24 protein-coding genes are annotated in these 21758 nt (G+C 62.1%); 20 read left to right on the forward strand and 4 right to left on the reverse strand.

Features of this window, described 5'->3' with window-relative positions:
• Nucleotides 1–8 precede the first annotated feature (8 nt).
• The 3 genes from glmM to rplM form a co-directional block, all read right to left on the reverse strand.
• Complete coding sequence (glmM, locus tag J2W14_RS07270; protein WP_307460463.1) at nt 9–1370, reverse strand: phosphoglucosamine mutase; 1362 nt, start codon at nt 1368–1370, stop codon at nt 9–11.
• A gap of 169 nt (nt 1371–1539) precedes the next feature.
• A complete protein-coding gene (gene rpsI, locus J2W14_RS07275; RefSeq protein ID WP_282379850.1) occupies nt 1540–2046 on the reverse strand; it encodes a 30S ribosomal protein S9 in 507 nt (168 codons plus the stop codon).
• Nucleotides 2047–2082: 36 nt separating this feature from the next.
• Entirely contained in the window at nt 2083–2526 is a 444-nt protein-coding gene (rplM, locus tag J2W14_RS07280; protein WP_024367145.1) for a 50S ribosomal protein L13, read from the reverse strand.
• 292 nt (nt 2527–2818) lie between these two features.
• On the opposite strand from rplM, the gene J2W14_RS07285 reads away from it, so the two are divergent.
• The 18 genes from J2W14_RS07285 (at nt 2819) to J2W14_RS07370 (ending at nt 18775) form a co-directional block, all read left to right on the forward strand.
• Nucleotides 2819–3484 carry a prepilin peptidase gene (locus J2W14_RS07285; protein WP_307460471.1) on the forward strand — a complete coding sequence of 222 codons (666 nt, stop codon included), beginning with the start codon at nt 2819–2821 and terminating at the stop codon, nt 3482–3484.
• A 271-nt stretch (nt 3485–3755) separates the two neighbouring features.
• Nucleotides 3756–3950 carry a Flp family type IVb pilin gene (locus J2W14_RS07290; RefSeq protein ID WP_307460473.1) on the forward strand — a complete coding sequence of 65 codons (195 nt, stop codon included), beginning with the start codon at nt 3756–3758 and terminating at the stop codon, nt 3948–3950.
• Nucleotides 3951–3979: 29 nt separating this feature from the next.
• Nucleotides 3980–4450, forward strand: coding sequence for a TadE/TadG family type IV pilus assembly protein (locus tag J2W14_RS07295; protein ID WP_307460475.1), 471 nt, complete (start codon nt 3980–3982; stop codon nt 4448–4450).
• Nucleotides 4438–5502 (forward strand): Tad domain-containing protein, encoded by a 1065-nt coding sequence (locus tag J2W14_RS07300; protein ID WP_307460478.1) that lies wholly within the window; start codon nt 4438–4440, stop codon nt 5500–5502. Before J2W14_RS07295 ends, J2W14_RS07300 begins: the two co-directional genes overlap by 13 nt.
• Before the next feature lie 48 nt (nt 5503–5550).
• A complete protein-coding gene (gene cpaB, locus J2W14_RS07305; protein WP_307460480.1) occupies nt 5551–6315 on the forward strand; it encodes a Flp pilus assembly protein CpaB in 765 nt (254 codons plus the stop codon).
• Nucleotides 6315–7514, forward strand: a complete 1200-nt coding sequence (locus J2W14_RS07310) for an AAA family ATPase (protein WP_307460483.1) — start codon at nt 6315–6317, stop codon at nt 7512–7514. The genes cpaB (J2W14_RS07305) and J2W14_RS07310 overlap by 1 nt, the downstream gene beginning before the upstream one ends.
• On the forward strand, nt 7511–8980 hold the full coding sequence (locus J2W14_RS07315) for a CpaF family protein (RefSeq protein ID WP_307460485.1): 1470 nt from the start codon (nt 7511–7513) through the stop codon (nt 8978–8980). Before J2W14_RS07310 ends, J2W14_RS07315 begins: the two co-directional genes overlap by 4 nt.
• Nucleotides 8981–8982: 2 nt before the next feature.
• Nucleotides 8983–9924, forward strand: a complete 942-nt coding sequence (locus J2W14_RS07320; RefSeq protein WP_307460488.1) for a type II secretion system F family protein — start codon at nt 8983–8985, stop codon at nt 9922–9924.
• Between the two features lie 11 nt (nt 9925–9935).
• The gene (locus J2W14_RS07325; RefSeq protein WP_307460492.1) at nt 9936–10814 is read left to right on the forward strand and encodes a type II secretion system F family protein; all 879 of its coding nucleotides are present in this window, start codon (nt 9936–9938) and stop codon (nt 10812–10814) included.
• 309 nt (nt 10815–11123) lie between these two features.
• Complete coding sequence (locus J2W14_RS07330) at nt 11124–11327, forward strand: Flp family type IVb pilin (protein ID WP_307460494.1); 204 nt, start codon at nt 11124–11126, stop codon at nt 11325–11327.
• Nucleotides 11328–11442: 115 nt separating this feature from the next.
• Nucleotides 11443–11835, forward strand: coding sequence for a TadE family protein (locus J2W14_RS07335; RefSeq protein ID WP_307460497.1), 393 nt, complete (start codon nt 11443–11445; stop codon nt 11833–11835).
• Nucleotides 11823–12851 (forward strand): pilus assembly protein TadG-related protein, encoded by a 1029-nt coding sequence (locus J2W14_RS07340; protein ID WP_307460499.1) that lies wholly within the window; start codon nt 11823–11825, stop codon nt 12849–12851. The genes J2W14_RS07335 and J2W14_RS07340 overlap by 13 nt, the downstream gene beginning before the upstream one ends.
• Nucleotides 12852–12894: 43 nt before the next feature.
• Nucleotides 12895–13662 (forward strand): Flp pilus assembly protein CpaB, encoded by a 768-nt coding sequence (cpaB, locus tag J2W14_RS07345; RefSeq protein WP_307460504.1) that lies wholly within the window; start codon nt 12895–12897, stop codon nt 13660–13662.
• Complete coding sequence (locus J2W14_RS07350; RefSeq protein ID WP_307460507.1) at nt 13659–14852, forward strand: AAA family ATPase; 1194 nt, start codon at nt 13659–13661, stop codon at nt 14850–14852. Before cpaB (J2W14_RS07345) ends, J2W14_RS07350 begins: the two co-directional genes overlap by 4 nt.
• Nucleotides 14849–16339 carry a CpaF family protein gene (locus tag J2W14_RS07355; RefSeq protein ID WP_370871212.1) on the forward strand — a complete coding sequence of 497 codons (1491 nt, stop codon included), beginning with the start codon at nt 14849–14851 and terminating at the stop codon, nt 16337–16339. The genes J2W14_RS07350 and J2W14_RS07355 overlap by 4 nt, the downstream gene beginning before the upstream one ends.
• 13 nt (nt 16340–16352) lie before the next feature.
• Complete coding sequence (locus J2W14_RS07360; RefSeq protein WP_307460628.1) at nt 16353–17282, forward strand: type II secretion system F family protein; 930 nt, start codon at nt 16353–16355, stop codon at nt 17280–17282.
• Nucleotides 17283–17289: 7 nt separating this feature from the next.
• On the forward strand, nt 17290–18174 hold the full coding sequence (locus J2W14_RS07365; RefSeq protein WP_307460631.1) for a type II secretion system F family protein: 885 nt from the start codon (nt 17290–17292) through the stop codon (nt 18172–18174).
• 130 nt (nt 18175–18304) lie between these two features.
• Nucleotides 18305–18775 carry an Hpt domain-containing protein gene (locus J2W14_RS07370; RefSeq protein WP_307460510.1) on the forward strand — a complete coding sequence of 157 codons (471 nt, stop codon included), beginning with the start codon at nt 18305–18307 and terminating at the stop codon, nt 18773–18775.
• On the opposite strand, the gene J2W14_RS07375 is transcribed toward J2W14_RS07370, so the two are convergent.
• A complete protein-coding gene (locus tag J2W14_RS07375) occupies nt 18772–19542 on the reverse strand; it encodes a response regulator transcription factor (RefSeq protein WP_307460515.1) in 771 nt (256 codons plus the stop codon). The genes J2W14_RS07370 and J2W14_RS07375 overlap by 4 nt on opposite strands.
• 216 nt (nt 19543–19758) lie before the next feature.
• Here J2W14_RS07375 and J2W14_RS07380 point away from each other — a divergent pair, with 216 nt between their 5' ends.
• Nucleotides 19759–20628 carry a sensor histidine kinase gene (locus J2W14_RS07380; protein ID WP_307460517.1) on the forward strand — a complete coding sequence of 290 codons (870 nt, stop codon included), beginning with the start codon at nt 19759–19761 and terminating at the stop codon, nt 20626–20628.
• Nucleotides 20629–21238: 610 nt separating this feature from the next.
• Entirely contained in the window at nt 21239–21580 is a 342-nt protein-coding gene (locus J2W14_RS07385; RefSeq protein WP_307460521.1) for a hypothetical protein, read from the forward strand.
• Nucleotides 21581–21758: the final 178 nt, after the last annotated feature.

A 21758-nucleotide genomic window follows, 5' to 3' on the forward strand; every position in this document is an offset into this window, starting at 1 on the left:
GTCGATCCTCAGTCCGCGACGAGCTCCAGGGCCAGCTCGGTCCGGACCACCTGCGCCAGGCGCTCAGCGACGGCCTGGGCGGTCTCCTGCGATGCCGCCTCGACCATGACGCGGACCACCGGTTCGGTGCCGGAGGGGCGCAGGAGCACGCGGCCGGTGTCGCCGAGCTCGGCTTCGGCGACGGCAACGGCAGCGGCCAGGGTTGCATCACCGGTGACCCGGGTGCGGTCCACGCCCCTGACGTTGATCAGGACCTGCGGAAGCTTGGTCATCACCTTGGCCAGATCCTTCAGCGGACGGCCCGTGAGGGCCACCTGGGCGGCGATCTGCAGGCCGGTAAGGACGCCGTCGCCCGTGGTGGCGTGGTCGGCGAAGATCACGTGGCCGGACTGCTCGCCGCCGAGGTTGAAACCGCCTTCGCGCATCCCCTCCAGGACGTAGCGGTCACCCACGCCGGTTTCGCGCAGGCTGATGCCCGCCTCGCGCAGTGCGATCTTGAGTCCGAGGTTGCTCATCACGGTCGCCACGAGGACGTTGTCCTTGAGTTTGCCCGAGGCTTTCAGCGCGACGGCGAGGATGGCCATGATCTCATCGCCGTCGACGACGTTTCCTTCGTGGTCCACGGCGAGGCAGCGGTCCGCGTCGCCGTCGTGCGCGATGCCCAGGTCGGCGCCGTGCGCCAGGACTGCCTCGGCCAGCGGCCCCAGGTGGGTTGACCCGACACCGTCGTTGATGTTCAGGCCGTCCGGTTCGGCGCCGATGACAATAACGTCGGCGCCGGCATCCTTGAAGACCTGCGGGGAACATCCGCTCGCGGCGCCGTGGGCGCAGTCCAGCACGACTTTGAGTCCGTCCAGGCGGTGCGGGAGGGTGCCGAGCAGATGGACGATGTAGCGGTCCTCGGCGTCGGAGAAGCGCTGGATCCGGCCGACGTCCCCGCCGACCGGGCGGCGCGGCTCTTGGCCGAGCAGCGCCTCGATGGCGTTTTCCACGTCGTCGGGGAGCTTCTGGCCGCCGCGGGCAAAGAACTTGATGCCGTTGTCCGGGGCGGGATTGTGCGAGGCGGAGATCATCACGCCGAAGTCCGCGTCCAGGTCTGCAACCAGGTACGCCGCGGCCGGGGTGGGCAGCACGCCGGCGTCATAGACGTCGATCCCGGAGCTGGACAGCCCCGCCTCCACGGCAGCCCCAATGAACTCACCGCTCGCGCGGGGGTCGCGGGCCACCACGGCGCGAGGCCGTGTTCCGCTGGTATTGCGGTCATGGCCAAGCACGACGGCGGCGGCCTGGGCCAGCTGCATCGCCAGTTCGGCCGTCAGCAGGCCGTTCGCCAAACCCCGGACACCATCTGTTCCAAATAATCTAGACATCGGGTCAAGTTTAGACGATGAGGTGGGCGCTCCCGGCCCCGGGACCATGTGGCGGACCCGCGGCGCCGCTGATACCCAGGTGTTTGCGCTGGTTAAACGGCGAAAGCCCGCCCCGCCACAAGGGCGGAACGGGCTTTCGTGCAAGCGCCAGGGGCGCCTGGAAGCGTGATTAACGCTTCGAGTACTGCTGAGCCTTACGGGCCTTCTTGAGACCGGCCTTCTTGCGCTCGATGACGCGGGCGTCACGACGCAGGTAACCGGCCTTCTTCAGGGTGGCGCGGTTGTTCTCGGTGTCGATCTCGTTCAGTGAACGGGCGATGCCGAGGCGCAGGGCACCGGCCTGGCCGGAGATGCCGCCACCGTGGATGCGGGCGATAACGTCGTAGGCGCCATCAAGATCAAGGATCTTGAAGGGCTCGTTGACGTCCTGCTGGTGCAGCTTGTTCGGGAAGTAGTTGGCCAGCTCGCGGCCGTTGATGATCCACTTGCCGGTGCCGGGCACGATGCGAACGCGTGCGACGGCTTCCTTGCGACGGCCAACTGCTGCGCCGGCAACCGTGAGGGCCGGGCGTTCCTTCTTGGGCGCTTCTGCTTCCGCAGGACCGCTTTCCGAGGTGTAGCTGGTCAGGTTTTCCTCAGCCACAACGGCCTCGGTGGTCTCTTCGTTCTGAGCCACGATTCTCCTTGATTAAAAGTTTGTTGGTGGCCAGGACTACTGGGCGACCTGGGTGATTTCGTAAGTCTTGGGCTGCTGGGCGGCGTGGGGGTGCTCGGCACCCTTGTAGACCTTCAGCTTGCCCAGCTGCTGTGCAGCGAGGGAGTTCTTCGGGAGCATGCCCTTGATGGCCTTCTCCACGGCGCGGACCGGGTTGGATTCCAGCAGCTCCGCGTAGGTGACGGACGTCAGGCCGCCCGGGTAACCGGAGTGGCGGTAAGCGCGCTTCTGCTCCAGCTTGGCGCCGGTGAGGGCAACCTTCTCAGCGTTGATGATGATGACGAAGTCGCCCATGTCCATGTGGGACGCAAAGGTGGCCTTGTGCTTGCCGCGCAGCAGGATTGCGGTCTGGCTCGCAAGACGACCAAGGACAACGTCTGTGGCGTCAATGACGTGCCACTGGCGGTTGATATCGCCGGGCTTCGGGGTGTACGTACGCACGGTGTTTGCCTCGTTCTTGTTCTGGCGTTCTTGTTTTAGGCGTCACGCGAAGGTGCACCTACTATCTATGCGCTACCGGAACAGAGGTGAGGGCTCTATGTAACCAGTCGTCCTGAGTCTCGAATGTGCACGTTGGGTAGTCATCCTGCAACCGGATCCCCAGCGGGCACGCATCATCGAGAAGGACACGCACAACGACTACCAATAATAGCGGACGACGTGTCACTGGGTCAAAATGGGGTATCCGGATGCATTCTGCCCGCCGCCGGCCCCGTGCATCCCTGGAGGAACCGTGTTCGAGACCGCCGCCGCTGGCTCCGCTTCGCCGCTCTTTATTGCCGGGGTCGGATTCGCCGGGGCGTGCCTGGGACTCATTGCCGACGCCCTGGTCCGGCGGGCACTCCCCCAGCTGGCCGGCAAGGCCACCACCAGGCTGCGAATCACGACGGCGGCGGTCACTTTTGTCCTCGCGGCCCTGCTGGCCTGGCGCTTCGGGAGCGCAGCCGAGCTTCCCGCGTACGTATTACTGGGCATTTTCGCTGTTCCGCTGGCCCGGATCGATATTGTGCACCATTTGCTGCCGAACCGGCTCGTCGGGCCCCTCTTGGGGGCCGGCCTTGCACTTCTGGCGGTCGCCGCCCTGGCGCAGGGGGCTGCGGGTGACCTCTATCGCGGAGTCGCCGGGTCCGTAATCTTGTTCGTTTCTTACTTAATTCTTGCCTTGACCAGCCGAAACGGCCTGGGAATGGGCGACGTGAAGCTCGCGGCACCACTTGGACTGTACTTAGGCTACCTAGGCTGGTCGCAAGTGTTCTATGGAGGGGCCTTTGCCTTCGTTCTAGGCGGCATTGCCTCGGTCTTCCTCGTGCTGAAAAACCGCGAAAACAAGCCAAAAGAGGTTGCCTACGGCCCCTCGATGCTCGCAGCAGTGCTCGCTGTCATCCTGCTCATGCCGTAACTCCAGTCACTGCAGTATCTCTGCTCCCATTGGCAAGCAAACGCATCAATACAAGTAGTGTGCCCCAAGAGTTATCAAAAAACTGAGTACACCTCCGCATGGACGCAAGTAGCGCCCCCTTTTCCGTCCCAAAAATTCGGGTATTCCGATTCATTGCTGTGCCGTTAATCGCCATGCCACTGTTGTCCCAACGGAACTCCGGGGGGTTTAGCAACAGGGGATTTGCTGGAATTTCGTTTGACATTCACAACTCTGGAAAAGGAACTTCAAAATGACTGGTCTCATGGTTTCAATGCTCGCATTCGTCGCCGGCGTCAAGGACAAGATGGAATCCGACGAAAAAGGCGCAACGATGGTGGAATACGGCATTATGGTTGCCCTCATCGCTGTCATCGTCATGGTGGCGGTCGGCCCTCTTGGTGTCGCAATCGCGGCACTGTTCGCCGGCGTCACCGCCGATCTGTAACAGGGCTGGAAGCGGCGTTTGGCGGCGGAGTGCTATTCTCCGCCGCCAAACCTCTTATTGAGGTCAACGGAGCGAACTGGGGAACAGCGGTGTTGAATACGAAGCATAAAGAACGCGGCGCGGTGGCCGTGGAAATGGCAATGATCCTGCCGCTATTGCTGCTGATAGTCATCGGAACCATCGAGTTTGGCCGCGTCCTGAATGTCCAGGTTTCCCTGACGCAAGCAGCCCGCGAAGGAGCCCGACATGCCGCCATACACCATGACGACGCATCCCTTGATGTTACAGGGGCAGCTCTCGCAGCGGCTCCTTCATTAGCCGGCCTGGGTGTCGCGGTCGCCAATAATGCAGGTGGCTGCGCAGAGGGCACAAATGTCACAGTAACCACGACCGTCGCCTTGCCCTCATTATCCGGATTTCTTGACGCCGGCTTTTTTGGCGGACCGGGACTATTTCCGATGAACTTAACTGGAGTGGGGGTAATGAGATGCGGCGGGTAAAACCGACAAGAGCTACAAGCGACGTGCGATCAACTAGCGACGGCGAACGTGGAGCAGCCACAATTGTTGTCGCGATCATGATGGTGGCACTCCTGGGGATGACAGCACTAGCTGTTGATGTGGGAGCGATGTACGCGGAAAAAGCCCAGGTTCAAAATGCGGCTGACGCCGGCGCGCTGGCCATCGCCGGCGACTGCGCCGGCGGTACTTGCGGCGACACGGACGCAACCGCGGCTCTCCTTGCCGATTCGAACAGCAATGACGCCGCCAGCGGCGTCACGTCCGTGACCTTCCCGGCCGCGACCACTGTTCGCGTGGAAACCTTCGCCCGCGCAGCTGGCTCCGATGCGGACAGTTTTTCACTTTTCTTCGCGAGGCTTATGGGATTCGACTCGACGGAGATTCACGCCGTTGCTGAAGCCTCCTGGGGTCCTCCGGATTCCGGTTCGACGCTTCCTTGGACGGTGAGCGAGTGCGTATTTCGAGATTTCCTCACAGCCAGCCAGCGGGCCGAGCTGGATTCAACGGGCAACTTTGCCGGCGATCCAATAGCGACCCACATATTGCTCCGCTATGACGAAAAGACCCCGGACTACGAAGGATGCGAAGCGCAGAACGGCTATCAGCCTGGCGGCTTCGGGTGGTTGGAAGCAAACGCAGACTGTTCCGCTGACATTATTCCCGGCGGGATAGTGCAAGGCCAACCCGGCAACGCGTTTCCCAAAACAGGAGGCTCGGACAAGGTCTGTCAGGACGTTCTCAAAGGACTCCTAAACGAGCCGGTCCTCATCCCGCTCTTCAGTTCAGCCATCAACGGCGGCGGCGACAAAACGCAGTACACACTTATCGGATTCGCAGCCTTTCAGGTCACGGGGTACAAGTTCGGGGGCGGTCCGGAACTAACGCATGCCGACACGAGCGCCCCATCCTGCACCGGAATGTGCCGTGGTCTTCAAGGGTTCTTCACCCGCTTCGTCACTCTTGAGGAGGGTCAGATCGCTAGCGGGGGCGTGCCGAACTTTGGGGCATCCAAGGTTGAGCTCACCGGTTAGCGGACGCACCGCTCCATCATCTTGTTCTATCGACTAAGGAGAAACACAGTGAAGTCACGCCTACTGGGAGGCATTGCGGCTTTGGTATTGGCCGTTGTCGGAGCCATCTTATTGTTTGTTTATGTGCAAGGCGCGGCCGCCCGCGCACAGGCCGGGCTGGAGCCGGTCAGTGTCTTGGTTGTTCAAGAGTCAATCCCTGCGGGCACCAAGACATCAGACTTGGGCACCAGGGTCCGCGCTGAAGCGATCCCCAAGACTGCAGTCCCCGAGGGGGCACTGGAGACGCTCAATCAGAAGGAAGGGACAGTCACCGCCGTCGATCTGCAACCGGGAGAACAACTCCTGGCCTCACGGCTCATTGATCCTCGAGATCTCGTTCCAGGCACTGTGCCGGTGCCCGACGGGCTGGAAGAGGTCACGCTTCTGCTGGCGCCTGAACGTCTCCTCGGCGGCAGGATCGAAGCAGGAGACATCGTGACTGTCTACTCCTCGTTCAAGACCGAAGAGGGCATGCCGGCGGATGCTACCGTGCCGCCTGAAGTGAAAGGCTGGAAGCAGTCCACTGGCCTGCTGTTCCAGGACGTCCTGGTCACTGCTGTTCAGAAAGCGGCCGCGGAGACTAAGAATTCGGCCGGAACGGAATCCGGGGTGGAAATGCCCAACGGATCGGCGTTCGTGACGGTTGCGAGGACCGACTCGGACGCCGCCAAGCTGGTCTTCGGCGCTGAGTTTGGCACCCTGTGGCTATCCAAGCAAACCCCCTCGTCTACCAACAACGATCCTCCAATCACCACGTTTGGAGGGCTGTACTGATGAGTCGATTCGTCGCAATCACAGCGGTCAGGGATTTCGAAGGTCGAGTCCGTCAGGCTATCTCCGGGGCTCTCCACGGCGAGCTGCAAACACTGTCGCCTGATGTCCTCAAGGGCGGACCTGATGACGTCTTCAAACAGCTGAACGGCGCTCCGCCCGAGGTACTCATCCTGGGACCCGGCGTTGCTCCCGATGATGCACTAAAGCTGGCGACGGTGTTCGACCTCCAATTTCCAGAGGTCAGTCTCCTGTTGGTCGCCGAACCCAGCCCGGAATTGGTGCTGCGGGCCATGCATTCGGGCATACGGGACGTGGTCACGTCTGAAATTGGCGTGAACGACCTCCGCGTCTTATTGGAGCGGTCATGCCTGGCATCCGCAAGCCGGCGCCGCGGGATGTCGGCAGCCCCTGAATCCGGTCAGGAGAGGGGACGAGTCATCGCTGTTATGTCTCCCAAAGGTGGGGTTGGAAAGACCACCGTCGCCACGAACCTGGCCATTGGCTTGGGCAAGGTTGCCCCCATGGGCGTGGTTATCGTGGACTTGGATTTGCAGTTTGGGGATGTCGCCACAGGGTTGCTGCTGGAGCCGGAGCATTCTATTTCTGATGCCGTGCACGGCGCCGCTGCCCAGGACTCGATGGTGCTCAAGGCGTATCTGACTGTCCACCCGGCCGGAATTTACGCCTTGTGCGCCCCGCGCACTCCTGCGGAATCGGATTTCATCACGGCTGAGCACGTGGGTCGTCTCATCAATCAACTGGCAAGCGAGTTCAAGTATGTCGTCGTTGATACGGCACCAGGGCTGGGCGAGCATGTCTTGGCGACCCTGGAGCAGGCAACTGACGGAGTATGGGTTTGCGGCATGGACGTTCCCAGCGTCCGTGGCCTCCACAAGTGTTTTGCGGTCCTCCGGGAGCTGCAACTGTTGCCGCAAGGACGCCATACAGTCCTGAATTTCGCGGATCGGAAGAGCGGCATCACGGTCCAGGATGTCGAAGCTACGATCGGCGTCCCCATTGATGCCGTCATCCCCCGTTCTCGAACTCTGCCATTTTCCACAAATCGGGGAGTGCCCGTGCTGCAAAGCAACTCCCGGGAGCCGGCCTCCAAAGGACTCAAGAAGCTCGTTGAGCGCTTCGATCCCCAATGGGTGGCCGCGGGTCACCACAAGCTTCACCGAAGGGTAGTGGTGTCATGAAACTGTCAGCCCGACTTTCCCGCACGCAGGCTGACGTCGATCTTCAGACGCCTTCCCTCGCCGACAGCGAACGGGAGGACCATGCCTTGGAAACCAAGGTAGCCACCACCGGCCAAACTGTTCGCCCGGTACCGACTTCATCCAGTTCTCTCGGGGGAGCGCCCGTGCAGCCGGCCGTGGACGCATTGGCTGGCTTGAAGCAGCGCGCCGCCTTAGCCCTGTTTGAACGAATGGGCACGCGCTTTGGTGATACTTCATCCTCAGAGGAGGAGCTCAGGGCCAGTGCCATTGAAGAGTTGTCCTTGGTCATCGACCAGGAACAAGTACCGCTCTCGCCCGAAGAACGTCGGCGTCTCATTAGGGAGATTGCCGACGAAGTGATGGGCTATGGACCCCTTCAGCGGTTGCTGGAGGATCCGTCTGTCACCGAGATTATGGTCAATCGTTTCGACCAGATCTATGTTGAACGGCATGGCCACCTCTCATTGACCGGATCACAGTTTAGTTCTGATGACCACTTGCGGAAAGTCATCGAGCGGATCGTGTCCCGCGTAGGCCGCCGGATCGATGAATCCTCGCCATTGGTGGATGCACGGCTGGAAGATGGGTCCCGAGTAAACGCCATCATTCCTCCACTGGCCGTTAACGGCCCTTCTCTGACAATTCGCAAGTTTAGTCACGTGCCGTTGACCGTGCAGAACCTTATTGAATGGGGCTCGATCACACCCGAGATGGCCGAACTGTTGAGCGCGTGCGTCCGGGCACGGCTGAATATTATCGTCTCCGGTGGTACTGGCACAGGAAAAACAACATTGCTAAACGTCTTGTCCTCGTTCATCCCGGAAGAGGACCGGATAGTCACCATCGAAGACGCTGTGGAGCTGCAGCTGCAACAGGAACACGTCGTGCGACTGGAAAGCCGGCCACCCAATATTGAGGGCAAAGGGGCCGTGGGCATTCGCGAGCTCGTGCGTAACTCACTGCGTATGCGCCCCGATCGCATCATCGTCGGCGAAGTTCGTGGTGGCGAGTCGCTGGATATGCTCCAGGCAATGAACACCGGCCACGACGGCTCATTGTCCACCGTGCACGCCAATTCGCCGCGTGACGCAATCGCACGCCTGGAAACCTTGGTACTCATGGCCGGCATGGATCTGCCGCTCCGTGCCATTCGCGAGCAGGTATCGTCCGCGGTGGACCTATTGGTTCAGGTGACACGGCTCCGTGACGGAACCAGGCGGGTGACTCACGTAACCGAAGTGCAGGGCATGGAAGGCGATATCGTCACGCTCCAAGACGCATTTGTGTTTGATTACGCCGCCGGGATGGATGAGCAAGGGCGCTTCCTGGGCAAGCCCATTGCCACTGGCATCAGGCCTCGGTTCTTGGATCGTTTCGCTGAGCTTGGTATTTCGGTGTCGCCGGCGGTCTTCGGGCCGACGTTGGCGCCTCTGGGGATGCGATAAACATGGATACCCCGGTCCTCTTTATCGCAGCCACGGTCCTCTGCCTCGGTGCGGTGATAATACTGTTTGTCTTCGTGCTCACACCGCGCTACTCCGGCATACCAATCGAACGCAGACGGCCGGATTCGCAGCCAGATCAGTCCTCGCTGGGAAAGGTCTCTCAAACGGCTGTGGCTGCCATGGGTGGAGTGCTGGGAGACTCTGGCGGCCCGTTCAACCGGACGGTTCTCTACAACGCGGGTGTGAAGTCAGATCCGGCGACCTTCACTGTCATGGTAGCGGTCGCGTCACTTGTCGGCGGAACTCTTGGTGCGCTGCTTACGAACGGCCTTATCGGCATCTTATTAGCAGTTGCAGGTCCGTTCCTAGCCAAAATCGGCCTATCCCTAATGACAGACAAACGCCGCGGAAAGTTCGAGGCCCAGCTCACCGACACCATACAAATGCTCATCGGTGGCCTGCGTGTGGGGCACAGCATCATGCGTTCCATTGAAGCAGCAGCAACCGAGGCCGACGCACCTACTTCGGAGGAGCTGAGCCGAGTCGTCAATGAAGTCCGTATCGGCAAGGACGCCCACCTGGCTCTCGACGAAGCAGCCCAGCGCATGGACAGCGAAGACTTCCGATGGATCGGTCAAGCTATCCAGATAAACCGCGAGGTCGGCGGAGATCTGGCTGAAGTCCTGGAGCAAGTGGCTGGCACTATACGGGAACGTAGCGAAATCAAGGGACAGGTGCGGGCGCTAAGCGGCGAGGGCAAGATGTCAGCCTACATACTGATGGCCATGCCAATTGTCGTCGCAATAATGTTCAGCTTTATCAATCCCGGCTACACGGACGTATTCGTCACCGAGCCCATCGGAATTGCAATGCTCGTCGCAAGTCTCATCATGTTTGCCGTCGGCGGTTTCTGGATGAGCCGCATCGTTAAGATCAAGTTCTAGGGAAGGCCATCATGACTCCAATTGGTTGGCTCATCATCGCCGTGGTAGTCCTGCCGTGTTCTTATCTTGCTTGGGCGCTACTGACAGCCGACCGGAAGGCTCTTATAGCTGTCCAAGCGAATCTTGGACAAGGCCTCGGCCAGAACGGCAGCGTGAACGTTCTCCGAGCTCCGGCCTTGCTCGACATCTCGAAGAGACTGACCCCTGTGGGCTACGTTGCCAAGCTGGACCGTTGGCTATCCCTCGCAGGCCGCCCTCAATCCATTCCGCTGGAGAAGTTGATCGTTGCTAAGCCCACGCTCGCGTTGGTAGGCGCGGTCATTGGGTTCTACTTGTTCAGCGGCGATCCATCGCCGAAAAACCTTGGTATCGGCGTTTTTCTGACCGTTTTCTCTTACTTCCTGCCCGATCTTTTGATCTACAACAAAGGGATCAAACGCCAGGAGGAGATCGAGCTGGAATTGCCAAATACCTTGGATCAGATGCTGATTTCCGTGGAGGCTGGGCTCGGTTTTGAAACAGCCATGGCCAGGGCGGGCCAAAACGGCAAGGGCCCACTCGCCCAAGAGCTGATACGCACACTCCAGGACATTCAGGTCGGCCGGGCACGGCAGGAGGCTTATCAGGCACTGGCAGACCGCTCCTCGGTACAGGACCTCCGCAGTTTCGTCCGCGCCGTCGTTCAAGCAGACAAGTATGGAATCGGCATAGCTAAGGTCCTCCGGACGCAGGCTAAACAGGCCCGAGTTAAGCGCAGGCAACGAGCCGAGGAAAAGGCAATGAAGCTGCCCGTGAAAGTGCTGTTTCCGCTGCTTCTATTCATCTTCCCGGTGCTGTTCATAGTCCTACTTGGACCTGCCGTTATCAACATCATCGCTGCCTTCAGCTAGCACACGTCACACCGCGCTCCCAGCGCCCCAAATACCGGACCCCCTCGGTCCCCAGAACCGAGGGGGTCCTCCACAAGCCGGACCCCCTCGGACCCCAGAACCGAGGGGGTCCTTTCTTGCATCCGGCAACTATCAACGGGCCGACCGCAGGTCACGCGCAGGGTTCGCGCAGGGAAAATACAGGGAACGTGCAGTTTGGGAAGTCTTGGCGCAGGATGCCACAAAAACGGATCGTCGGCGTGTCGGAGCTTGCTAAGTTCCTTTCAGCGCTGGTGCTGGACCAGCCGACAAACTCGCTCAGGAGCGTCCATGCTTTCTCTTATCGCAACCCTTCAGACCCTTGGGTTCACTGCCAAGAACCGCCTTCGCGACGAGAAAGGTGCAACCGCTGTGGAATACGGAATTATGGTTGCCCTTATCGCCGTCGCCATCATCGTCGCCGTTGGCCTCTTGGGCGACCAGTTGATCACTCTCTTTAACAGCGTCACGACTGGTTTGGTGAACGCGCCGTAGCGCCTGACTTCTACTCAGGACACACCGGTTGGTGCGGTGAGGGCGTCATTCCTTCACCGCACCCTTCGTTCGTAGCCTCCCGTCGCAGCGTTAACCGGGCCATAGTATCCCTCCGATGAAAGGTCCTCCGCGCATGCGTGACGGCAGGGAGCACGGCGCTGTGGCGGTGGAGTTCGCACTCCTGGCGCCCGTCATGATCCTGCTGCTGCTCGGCATCATGGAATTCGGCCGTGCCTACAACGCGCAGATCTCGCTTTCAAGTGCCGCACGCGAAGGCGTGCGTGTCATGGCAATCGGCAACAACCCCACTGATGCCCGCACCGCAGCCAAGAATGCGGCCGCAGGGCTGCAACCCACGCTGACGGACGCCAGCTTCAGCATCAGCCCGGCAAGCTGCACCACTGGCGCGCAGGTGACCTTCAAGATCACGTACACGCTCTCCACCATGACACGCATCGCGGGGCCGTTCCCGATGGAAGGCAAAGGTGTGATGCTATGCGGCGGCTAGCTGACGTCATCCCGTCCAGGGACCGCGAGCGCGGGGCCATCAGCATCATGGTTGCCGTTCTTATGGTGACGCTGCTGGGCTTCGCCGCACTCGCCGTCGACGTCGGAATGCTCTACACCGAGAAGGTCCAACTGCGGAATGGGGCCGACGCGGCTGCCATCGCGGTGGCTCAGAAGTGCGCAAAGGACGTCAACGACCCCGATTGCTCGGCTACGTCGACGCTGGCTCGCAGCCTCACGAGCAGTAATGCTGGCGATGGACTCAGCAACGTCTCATCACTGGCGCTCGACAAGACGGCCCGCAGGGTCACCGTCACCGCCGGAGCCCAGGAAGCAGGGAAGGAGCCGAACCGCGTTTCATTGCTTTTCGCTCGCGCCCTCGGTATCAACACAACCGAGGTGACTGCCTCGTCCGCGGTCGAATGGGGCAGCCCGCTGGCGGGTCCGGTCGCGTTTCCCGTCGCCTTCTCGATTTGCCAAGTGAAGAATCACGTCGACGGCACACTCCAACTGCTGCAAAACCACGGGAGCAACGCTAACCCCGACTGCTTTTACGGCCCATCCGGAGCACCGGTGTCAGGCGGTTTCGGCTGGTTGCCCAACGATGCTGGTATCTGCGGCGGTCTAATAGACCTCGATCTGGCCGAAGCAGGAAGCGACCCAGGCAACAACGGCGCCCCGGACGTCTGTTTGGCGACCCTGCAGCGTTGGGCTGACGACCTCAGCGCCGGCAAGGACGTTGTCGTTCTGTTGCCGGTCTTCGACGAAGTTAGCGGCACGGGGTCCGGCGCCGTCTACGGGCTCACGTCCTTTGCCGCGTTCAAGGTGCGCGGCTGGAAGTTCAGCGGCAATAGCGATCTTCCCAAGTCCTTCCGCAGCACGTCCTCCTCCGTGACCTGCGATGGCAACTGCAGGGGCATCATTGGCAGCTTCATCAAATACGTTTCCCTGGCGCAAGGTTTTGCGCTCGGCCCGGTGGATAGCAACGGCGCCACCATAGTCCGACTTACGCAATGATCCCTCAGCACCACCGATCCGTTAACCAGTTCAGGAGCAGTTTTTGAAGTCACGCTTATTGGCCGGGATCGCCGCCGTCGTCTTTGCCCTCGTCGGAGCCATTCTCGTGATGTCCTACGCCAGCGGTGCCGACGAGCGGGCCGTCAAGAGTCTTGAGCCCGTGGACGTCCTCGTCGTGGCGAAGCCGGTGCCGGCCGGCACCGCCGTGGAAAGCCTTCTGCCCTTTCTCACAGCCCGGACGCTGCCAGGCACTGCCGTTGCCACGTCCGCGGTACTAAGCCTCGACGGCCTGGCCGGCAAGGTCACCGCCGTCGAATTGTTTCCGGGTGAGCAGCTCGTCGAGGAACGGCTTACCGCGCCGGAATCCTTGGAGGCCAGCGGAGCCGTGCAGGTGCCGGAGGGGCATCAGGAGGTCTCCTTCCAGCTGGACCCGCAGCGCGTTGTCGGCGGACGGCTGACCGCCGGAGACCACATCGGCATCTTCATTTCGTTGAAAAATGGCGGCATCGAGGCCAAGCCAGACAAGGAGACGACGCAACTGACCCTCCACAAGGTCCTGGTGACGTCAGTGCAGCGGGCTGCCAGCGCCGCCCCGTCTCCCGAACCTACTGCCAGCGGCTCCGGAGCCACGGTCGAGGACACGTCCCTACCCACCGGATCATTGCTGTTGACAGTCGCCGTGAACGACGTGGACGCCACCAAGATCGTCTACGGCTCCGAATTCGGCACGCTTTGGCTCAGCAAGGAGCCGCTCAACGCCACGGACAGCGGCCGCCCTGGCATCATGACGAAACCGGAGATCTACAAATGAGCCGTTTTGTACTGATCACGCCCAATGCCGACTTCGAGTCCCGCGTGCGCCTAGCCCTGGCCGGAAGCCTGCCGGGCGGTCTGCAGACCTTCGCCTTCGTCAATCCTTCAGATCCCGAGGAGTTATTCGCGAAGCTTGACCAGCAGCGTCCCGAGGTCCTCATTCTGGGACCGGATGTCCCAGTCGATGACGCCCTACGTTTGGCCACGATCTTTGACGTGCAGCTCTCCGAGCTCAGCGTCATCCTGGTGGGCGAACCGGACCCCGATTTCCTGCTCCTGGCGATGCGTGCCGGCATCCGGGATATTCTCAGCCCCCACGCCGATGCAGCCCAGATCCGCGTCATGCTGGAACGGGCCTGCCAGTCCTTTGTCAGCAAGAACAGGTCCACAGCCGTTCAGCACCCGGACGCCCCGAAGGGTCTGGTGATCGGTGTCTTCTCGCCCAAGGGCGGAGTAGGCAAAACCACCATTGCCACCAACATCGCCATCGGGCTGGGTCAGGTGGCCCCCATGAGCGTCGTGATCGTGGATCTGGACCTGCAGTTCGGCGATGTCGCCTCAGGGTTATACCTCCACCCGGAGCACACTGTGACCGATGCGGTCTCCCCCGCCGCGAGCCACGATTCCCTCGTCCTGAAGGCGTTCCTGACCGTGCACCCCGGCAATATCTATGCTCTCTGCGCGCCCAGGAGCCCCGAAGAAGCGGACAACATCACACCCGAGCAGGTGTCGCGCCTGCTCGGGCAGCTCGCGCAACAGTTCCAGTACGTCATCGTGGACACGGCCCCGGGGTTACCGGAGGTGGGCTTGGCGGCCATGGAGCAGTGCACAGACATTGTCTGGGTCACCGCCATGGATGTTCCCAGCATCCGCGGGCTGCGGTCCGGCCTCGAAATCCTCCGACGACTGGACCTCCAGCCGGAGACGCGCCATGTTGTGCTGAATCTGGCCGATTCCGCATCCGGGCTCAGTGTTCAGGATGTCGAAGCTACCATCGGTGCGCCCGTTGATGTCAGTATTCCGCGGTCCAAGGCTGTGGCGTTGTCCACGAACCGGGGCATACCGGTGCTTCAGGAGGCTCGCAGGGACCCGGCCGTCAAAGGGCTGCGGCAGCTGGTTGAACGGTTCGATCCTGCCTGGCGTGCCAGGGCAAAGAAGAAACTGCACCGCAGGGTGGTGGTCCAGTGAAGCTCACTGATCGGCTCGCTGCTGCGGAGGGCGGGTCCGCTGCTGCTCCCAAGCTCGTTCCCGAGTCCGCTCCCGCAGCCCCCGCCCCGCCTCCCCAAATACGCAAGGCTCCCCCCGTGGAACGGCAGCGCACGCCAACCGCAGCACCTACTTTCGAAGAGCTAACGGACGCGCACCGACCGTTTGGCCAGCAGCCGGTGGATGTCTTCGCTGCCCTCAAGCAGCGCGCCGCCACCGCCCTGTTCGAGCGCATGGGCGCCCGTTTTAATGATTCCGCCGTCACGGAAGATGATTTGCGCTCATCCGCCCGGGAAGAACTCATCCGCATCATCGACGCAGAACAGGTCCCGCTGTCCGGAGAGGAACGGCTCCGGCTGGTCCAGGACGTGGCCGACGATGTGCTCGGCTACGGACCGTTGCAGCGCCTCCTCGATGATTCCGCGGTGACAGAGATCATGGTCAACGGCATGGACCAGATCTACGTTGAGCGTCACGGCAAGCTCACGCTCACCGAGTCCCGGTTCAGTTCCGAAGACCACCTGCGCAAGGTGATCGAGCGTATTGTCTCCAAGGTGGGGCGCCGCATCGATGAGTCATCCCCGCTCGTGGATGCGCGCCTCGAAGACGGTTCCCGCGTCAACGCCGTCATCCCGCCGCTCGCGGTGGGCGGCTCCTCGCTGACGATCCGAAAATTCAGCAAAGTTCCGCTCACGGTCCAGAACCTCATCGAGTTCGGCACCCTGACGCCTGAGATGGCGGAGCTCCTCAACGCCTGTGTCAAGGCAAAGCTCAACATCATCGTCTCGGGCGGCACGGGCACCGGCAAGACCACGCTGCTGAACGTTCTCTCGTCGTTCCTGCCCCACGACGAGCGCATCGTGACAATCGAGGACGCCGTCGAACTCCAAATCCAGCAACGCCACGTCGTCCGGCTGGAAAGCCGGCCGCCGAACACCGAGGGCAAGGGCGAGGTCACCATCCGGGAGCTTCTGCGGAATTCCCTTCGTATGCGCCCGGACCGAATCGTGGTCGGCGAGGTACGTGGCGGGGAATCACTGGACATGCTCCAGGCCATGAATACCGGCCATGACGGCTCGCTGTCCACGGTGCACTCAAACTCGCCCCGGGACGCCGTCGCCCGTCTGGAGACCCTCGTCCTGATGGCGGGAATGGACCTGCCGCTCCGCGCCATCCGTGAGCAGATCGCCTCCGCCGTCAACCTGATCATCCAGATTTCCCGACTCCGGGACGGCACCCGCCGCATCACCCACGTCACGGAGGTGCAGGGCATGGAAGGAGACATCGTCACCCTGCAGGACGCGTTCGTCTTCGACTACTCCGCCGGGGTGGACGCCCACGGCCGTTTCCTGGGCAAACCGGTCCCCACCGGCATCCGCCCCCGGTTCATCGACCGCTTCGAGGATTTTGGCATCCACGTCTCACCCAGCGTGTTCGCCGCTCCCGTGGCGCCGGCCGGAAGGCAGTGAACCAGTTTTGACGATGCTGCCCATCGGGGTTGCCCTGTTCTCAGCTGCCCTGTTTCTGCTTGGTTTCGTCCTGCTCGCCCCGCGGAGGGCACGCGTGCCGCTGGACCGCCGCCAGCCAGCCCAGATCCAAACGGACTCGCAGCTGACCCGGTTCGCCGGCTCGGCGGTCAACCTCGTCGATGGATACTTTGCGCAGCGAAAAGTGCGGCTCTTCAGCCGGGAGGCACTCGAAAACGCCGGACTGCGGATGAGCCAGTCCGACTTCTTTGTGCTGGTGCTGGCCGGCGCCTTCGTCGGCGCCTTGGCAGGCTTCGTCGTCGCGGGCCCGTTGCTGGCAGTCCTGTTCGTGCTGCTGGCGCCGTTGGCGGGGCACCTGGTGATCGGCTACCTCACCGGCAAACGTCGTGTCATGTTTGACCAGCAACTCGGCGACACGCTTCAACTGCTCTCCGGCGGCCTCAGGGCAGGCCACAGCATCCTTCGCGCCATTGACGCCGCCGCAGCAGAATCGCAAAGTCCCACGGCGGAAGAGATGCGCCGGGTCATCACCGAAACGAGCCTCGGCCGGGACCTCCAGTCGTCCCTCACCGACACTGCCGCACGGATGCGGAGCGATGACTTTGTCTGGATCGCCCAGGCCATCCAGATCAACCGGGAAGTGGGCGGGAACCTCGCCGAAGTCCTGGACCAGGTGGGCGAAACCATCCGCGAGCGCAGTGAAATCAAGGGTCACATCAAATCCCTGGCTGCGGAGGGAAAGTTCTCTGCGTACATCCTGATGGCTATGCCGTTCGGCATCGTCGCGATGCTCATGCTGGCCAACCCGGGCTATATGAACTCCATGTTCACCAGCCTGCTGGGTTGGGTCATGATCGGCGCGTCCATGATCATGATGACCATCGGCGGCCTGTGGATGCGCAAAATCATTGATCTGAAGTTCTGAGATGCTCATGGATCCATCGGTACTGCTCGCTCTGCTCCTGGTCTCCCTGCCGCTCGGCTATCTCACCTGGTCAGCACTCTCCGTTGACCGGAAGTCCCACCGGGCCATCCGCGAGCTGCTCGCGGCGGGCACGGAGACCGCTGACTTCAGCGAGGCACAGCGGACCTCGCTGCTGAAACGAATCGGCTACCGTCTGACGCCGGCCGGATATGTCCGCAAACTCGACAAGCTGCTCTCCCTGGCAGGCCGACCGGTCTCCCTTCCCCTCGGTCGTGTGCTGGCCGCCAAGCCCCTGCTGGGCCTGGCCGGTGCCCTGCTGGGCCTGTACATTGGCGCCACGGGTTCCACCCCCATCATTAAGCTGGTGGGGATCTTTGTGGCCCTGCTGGGCTACTTCATCCCCGATTTGTTGCTCTACAGCAAGGGGCAGGAGCGCCAGACGGCCATGCAGCTGGAACTGGCCAACACCCTCGACCAGATGCTCATCTCGGTAGAGGCCGGTCTGGGCTTCGAAGGAGCCATGGCCCGCGCCGGGGAAAACGGCAAGGGCCCGCTCGCCGAGGAACTCGTCCGGACGCTGCAGGACATGCAGGTGGGCAGGAGCCGCCGCGAGTCATACCTGGCCCTCGCGGAGCGGACCAGCGTCCCCGAACTGCGCAGCTTTGTCCAGGCCGTTGTCCAGGCGGATACCTACGGCATTGCCATCAGCAGGGTGTTGCGGATCCAGGCGAAGGTCATGCGGGTCAAGCGGCGGCAGCGGGCCGAGGAAAAGGCCATGAAGCTTCCGGTTATGATCCTGTTCCCCCTGCTCTTCTTCATCTTCCCGGTCCTTTTTATTGCCATCCTGGGCCCCGCCGTCATCAACGCGATCGAGACGTTTAGCGGCGGGTAACGGCAACAAGCTCCCGGGCAGGGTGAAACCTCCGGCGGAACCCTCAGGAAGCCATCGGGATAGCGCAAGGGTTTGCGCAGGTTCGCCCGGAGACCACGGCAGCGGCCGGGGCAGGCAGTAGCGTAAACACATGTCCTTTCAAGGTGCTCCAGACGACGGCGACGCAACCATCGGCCTCTCCGCCGACGCCTCCCCCGGCGGTGCGGGGCTAGCCCCCGCCGGGGCCAAGGACACCGGCCCTGACATGACGCCCCCGCTCGTGGACCCCACCGCCCTCCAGGAGCTCGGGTCCCAGCTGGAGAGCCCGGCCGTGGCCAGGGGATTCGCGCGGGACTACACCAACATGTGGAACCGGCGCTATCAGTCCCTCGCCAGCTCCCTAGGCAGCGGGGACGAGGCAGCAGCCCTGGACGCCGTGCTCAGCCTGAAGACGTCCTCAGCCATGGTCGGCGGGGTCCGGCTGGCCGGGCTCGCCCGGGAGCTGGAGGACGCCATCCGTGTCCGCGACGCCAACCGCGCGCGGCTGCTCCTGCAGGAAGTCGCCGAAAGCGGTAACGAAACCGTGGACGAACTGCAGTTCAGCTACCTCAAGGACAGCTAGTCCACCGCCGGTGCGAGCCGGTACCCCACGCCGCGGACCGTCTGAAGCCAGCGCGGCTGCAGCGGATCCTCCTTCAGTTTGCGCCGGAGGTTGCCGATATGGACCTCGACAGCACGCTCGTCGGATTCACTGATGTACGCATCAGCGCCGTAGTACTCTCCCCGCACCACCCGCACCAGATCGACCTTGGTCCGGACAGCACCGGCCGCCTTCAGCAGTGCGTGCAGCAGGTCGAACTCACTGCGGGTCAGGCTGGTGGGCATGCCATCAAGGGTGACCGAACGCGTGTGCGGGTTCAGCACCAGGCCGTTGTGCCGAAACACTGCATCCTGGGGCAGGACAAGACTCGCCGACGGCGCCGTCCTCGGCTCCGGGGGCGTGCCTTTGGCGAATTCCTGCCGGGGCCGGCGCATCATCGCGGCTACCCGGGCCCGGAGCTCGCGCGGGCGGAACGGTTTGGTCATAAAATCGTCGGCGCCGGTGTGCAGCGCGGTCAGCGTGTCCAGCTCATCCGTCCGCCCGCTCAGCATGACAACATAAGCGTCGCTGAACTGCCGGATCTGGCGCAGCACTTCAAACCCGTCAATGTCGTTCAGGCCAATGTCCAAGGTGACAACGCTGGCCTTCTGGCTACGCACCACCTCGACCCCTTCCCGCCCGCTGGCGGCGCCGTGGACGTCGAATCCCGCCTGGCTCAGCACCGCTTCGACGAGGTTACGTACGTCTTCGTCGTCCTCAACGACGACTGCTACTCCCAAGTCAGTCATGGTCCCCCTCTACATTCTGATGATGCGGCATCCACCCCCCAATAGAGGCCGCGTCGGTACTGCAGCGCATTGAAAGTGCGACAGTAGTGTCAGAATACCCACGCTATGGCGCGAATCACCGTTTAGGCACAGCCGCGGCCACAAATATTCATCCTGTGTCAAGCTAGCGTGACGCATGCTGTTGAATTGGAGCAGCGAGGAAGGAGCGCGGCTTCATTGAGTAAACAGCAACAGGTCCGGAACCCGGAAGGATTCTTTGCGGGGATGCCGCGGCGTGCGCAGCTGGCCCTCGTCCGGCTGACCGGGTCCCGGGAAGCCGAGCTTCACGCCCTGCTCGCGGACAGCGGCGACCGCGAACGGCTGCTCACCGAGGAGGTCACCGCGCTTGCCGATGCCCTGATGGCCAAGGACAGCCTTGTCTCCACCGTCTCGCACGAGTTCCGCACCCCGCTGACCTCGATCATCGGCAACCTGGACCTGGTCCTCGGCGAATCCGACGAGCTCTCCCCTGCCACCGTGCGCCGGATCCAAGTCGCGCAGCGGAATGCCGAGCGGTTGCTGGCACTGGTCTCGGACCTGATGATGTCCGCCGATACCGCGGTGCACGTCCACCCGCGCCGGACCGACCTGGCTAGCCTGGTCGAAGCCAGCCTCGGTTCGGCCCAGGCCCACGCCCAGGCCGCCCGGGTCTCGCTGTCCATGGACCTTCCGGCTCCGCTCTGGGCCGAGGTGGATCCGCTGCGGATCAGCCAGGCCCTCGACAACCTCGTCTCCAACGCCATCAAGTATTCGCCCGACGGCGGCACCGTCCACGTCTCGGCCAGCTGCGAGGGAGGCCGGGTGCTGCTACAGGTCAAGGACGACGGAATGGGCATGACAGCCGCCGACGCCGACCGGGTCTTCGCCCGCTTCTTCCGCAGCCCCGCGGTCCGCGAGGGCCCGATCCCCGGAGCCGGGCTGGGGCTGGCCATAACGAAAGCGATCGTCGAACGGCACGGCGGCACCATTTCCTGCAGCACACGCCCCGGCTACGGGAGCACCTTCACAATGGAGCTTCCCGCCAAAGCGGCGGCGCCTGCCTTCTAGCGTCGATTTTTGCAACCCGCGCGACGTTGTTACCGCGGGAAGGAGCGGCCTTACGGCTTCGAAGTCTCCAGGATGATGAGCAGGTACGATGCATCACGACACCGAAAAGTCCTGGAGCGTTTCCGGCCACACGACGACATAGCGATCACCTCCTGTCGGCCTGTACGCCACCCGTACCTCAGCCCATCTTGGCTCAGCACCAAGGGACGTCGCCGCGTCCCCGAACGCTTCGTGGGGTTCGTCAGTGTGGACGAAGATGTTCATCTCGCCTGCGCCGAAGTCGTGCCCATCCACGAAGCCATGGGCAGCGGGGAGTGCGCCCTCCAGCGCGTCCTCCATGCCGATGAGGGCGTCATAGTCGGCCTCCGAGTCGGCTGGCCACTGCAGGACGAGGACGTATTGGTGACAGGAACCAGATTGACCTGTAAGGATGAGCCTGGTTCTGGCTCTCTGGCCGGGGGGTTCAAATAGCTGGCACTGCGCTAGCTGGGGGAGATTCACACATGTTTGAAGTCGAAGTGACCAAAGACGGCCGCGAACACCGCGTCATCGACAGGGCCACTGACGTCTACTTGAAGTGGCTAGTCGCGGGCGGCCCATACTTCACTGAGTGTTCAAACTCGTAGATTCCGAATGCAGCATTCCCTTTACGACGGTGCGTGAGGAAGGCGTGGACTCTGGAACAGGCCTGCCATTCTTTGTCTTCAAATTCCTAACTTTTGGGAGCGCCCCGAAAGCGCACAGAAATACTAAAGATCTGGTCAACCGCGCCTTCGATGATGAAACCGAAAAGCGGCACTGGATGAAGACTGCAGCCGAGGCCCTATTAGTGTTCGGGTCCGGCTATAACGGACTGAATCTTCCACATCTTAGCTACACCCGCGTTGACCTCGATGGGAGAATTTACACTCTTAAAGACTTCGGTTACACCCTCAACTCGAAACAGGGTTAGCGGCGCTCGTGGTGCCGTTTTCAGAAGCTGACTGCACAAACTTCCCTATGGTTCCAGGATCTGCGAAGAGGACTTCTGAACGCTGGCCCGTCGATACGTCCCCTGCACTAAGGTGCTTTTGTTCGGTACTCCTGTTCCCAAAGGAGGCAGCCATGGATGCTGATCCTGACCGCATTTG

The sequence above is a fragment of the Pseudarthrobacter oxydans genome (assembly GCF_030812335.1).
GTDB lineage: Bacteria > Actinomycetota > Actinomycetes > Actinomycetales > Micrococcaceae > Arthrobacter > Arthrobacter oxydans_B.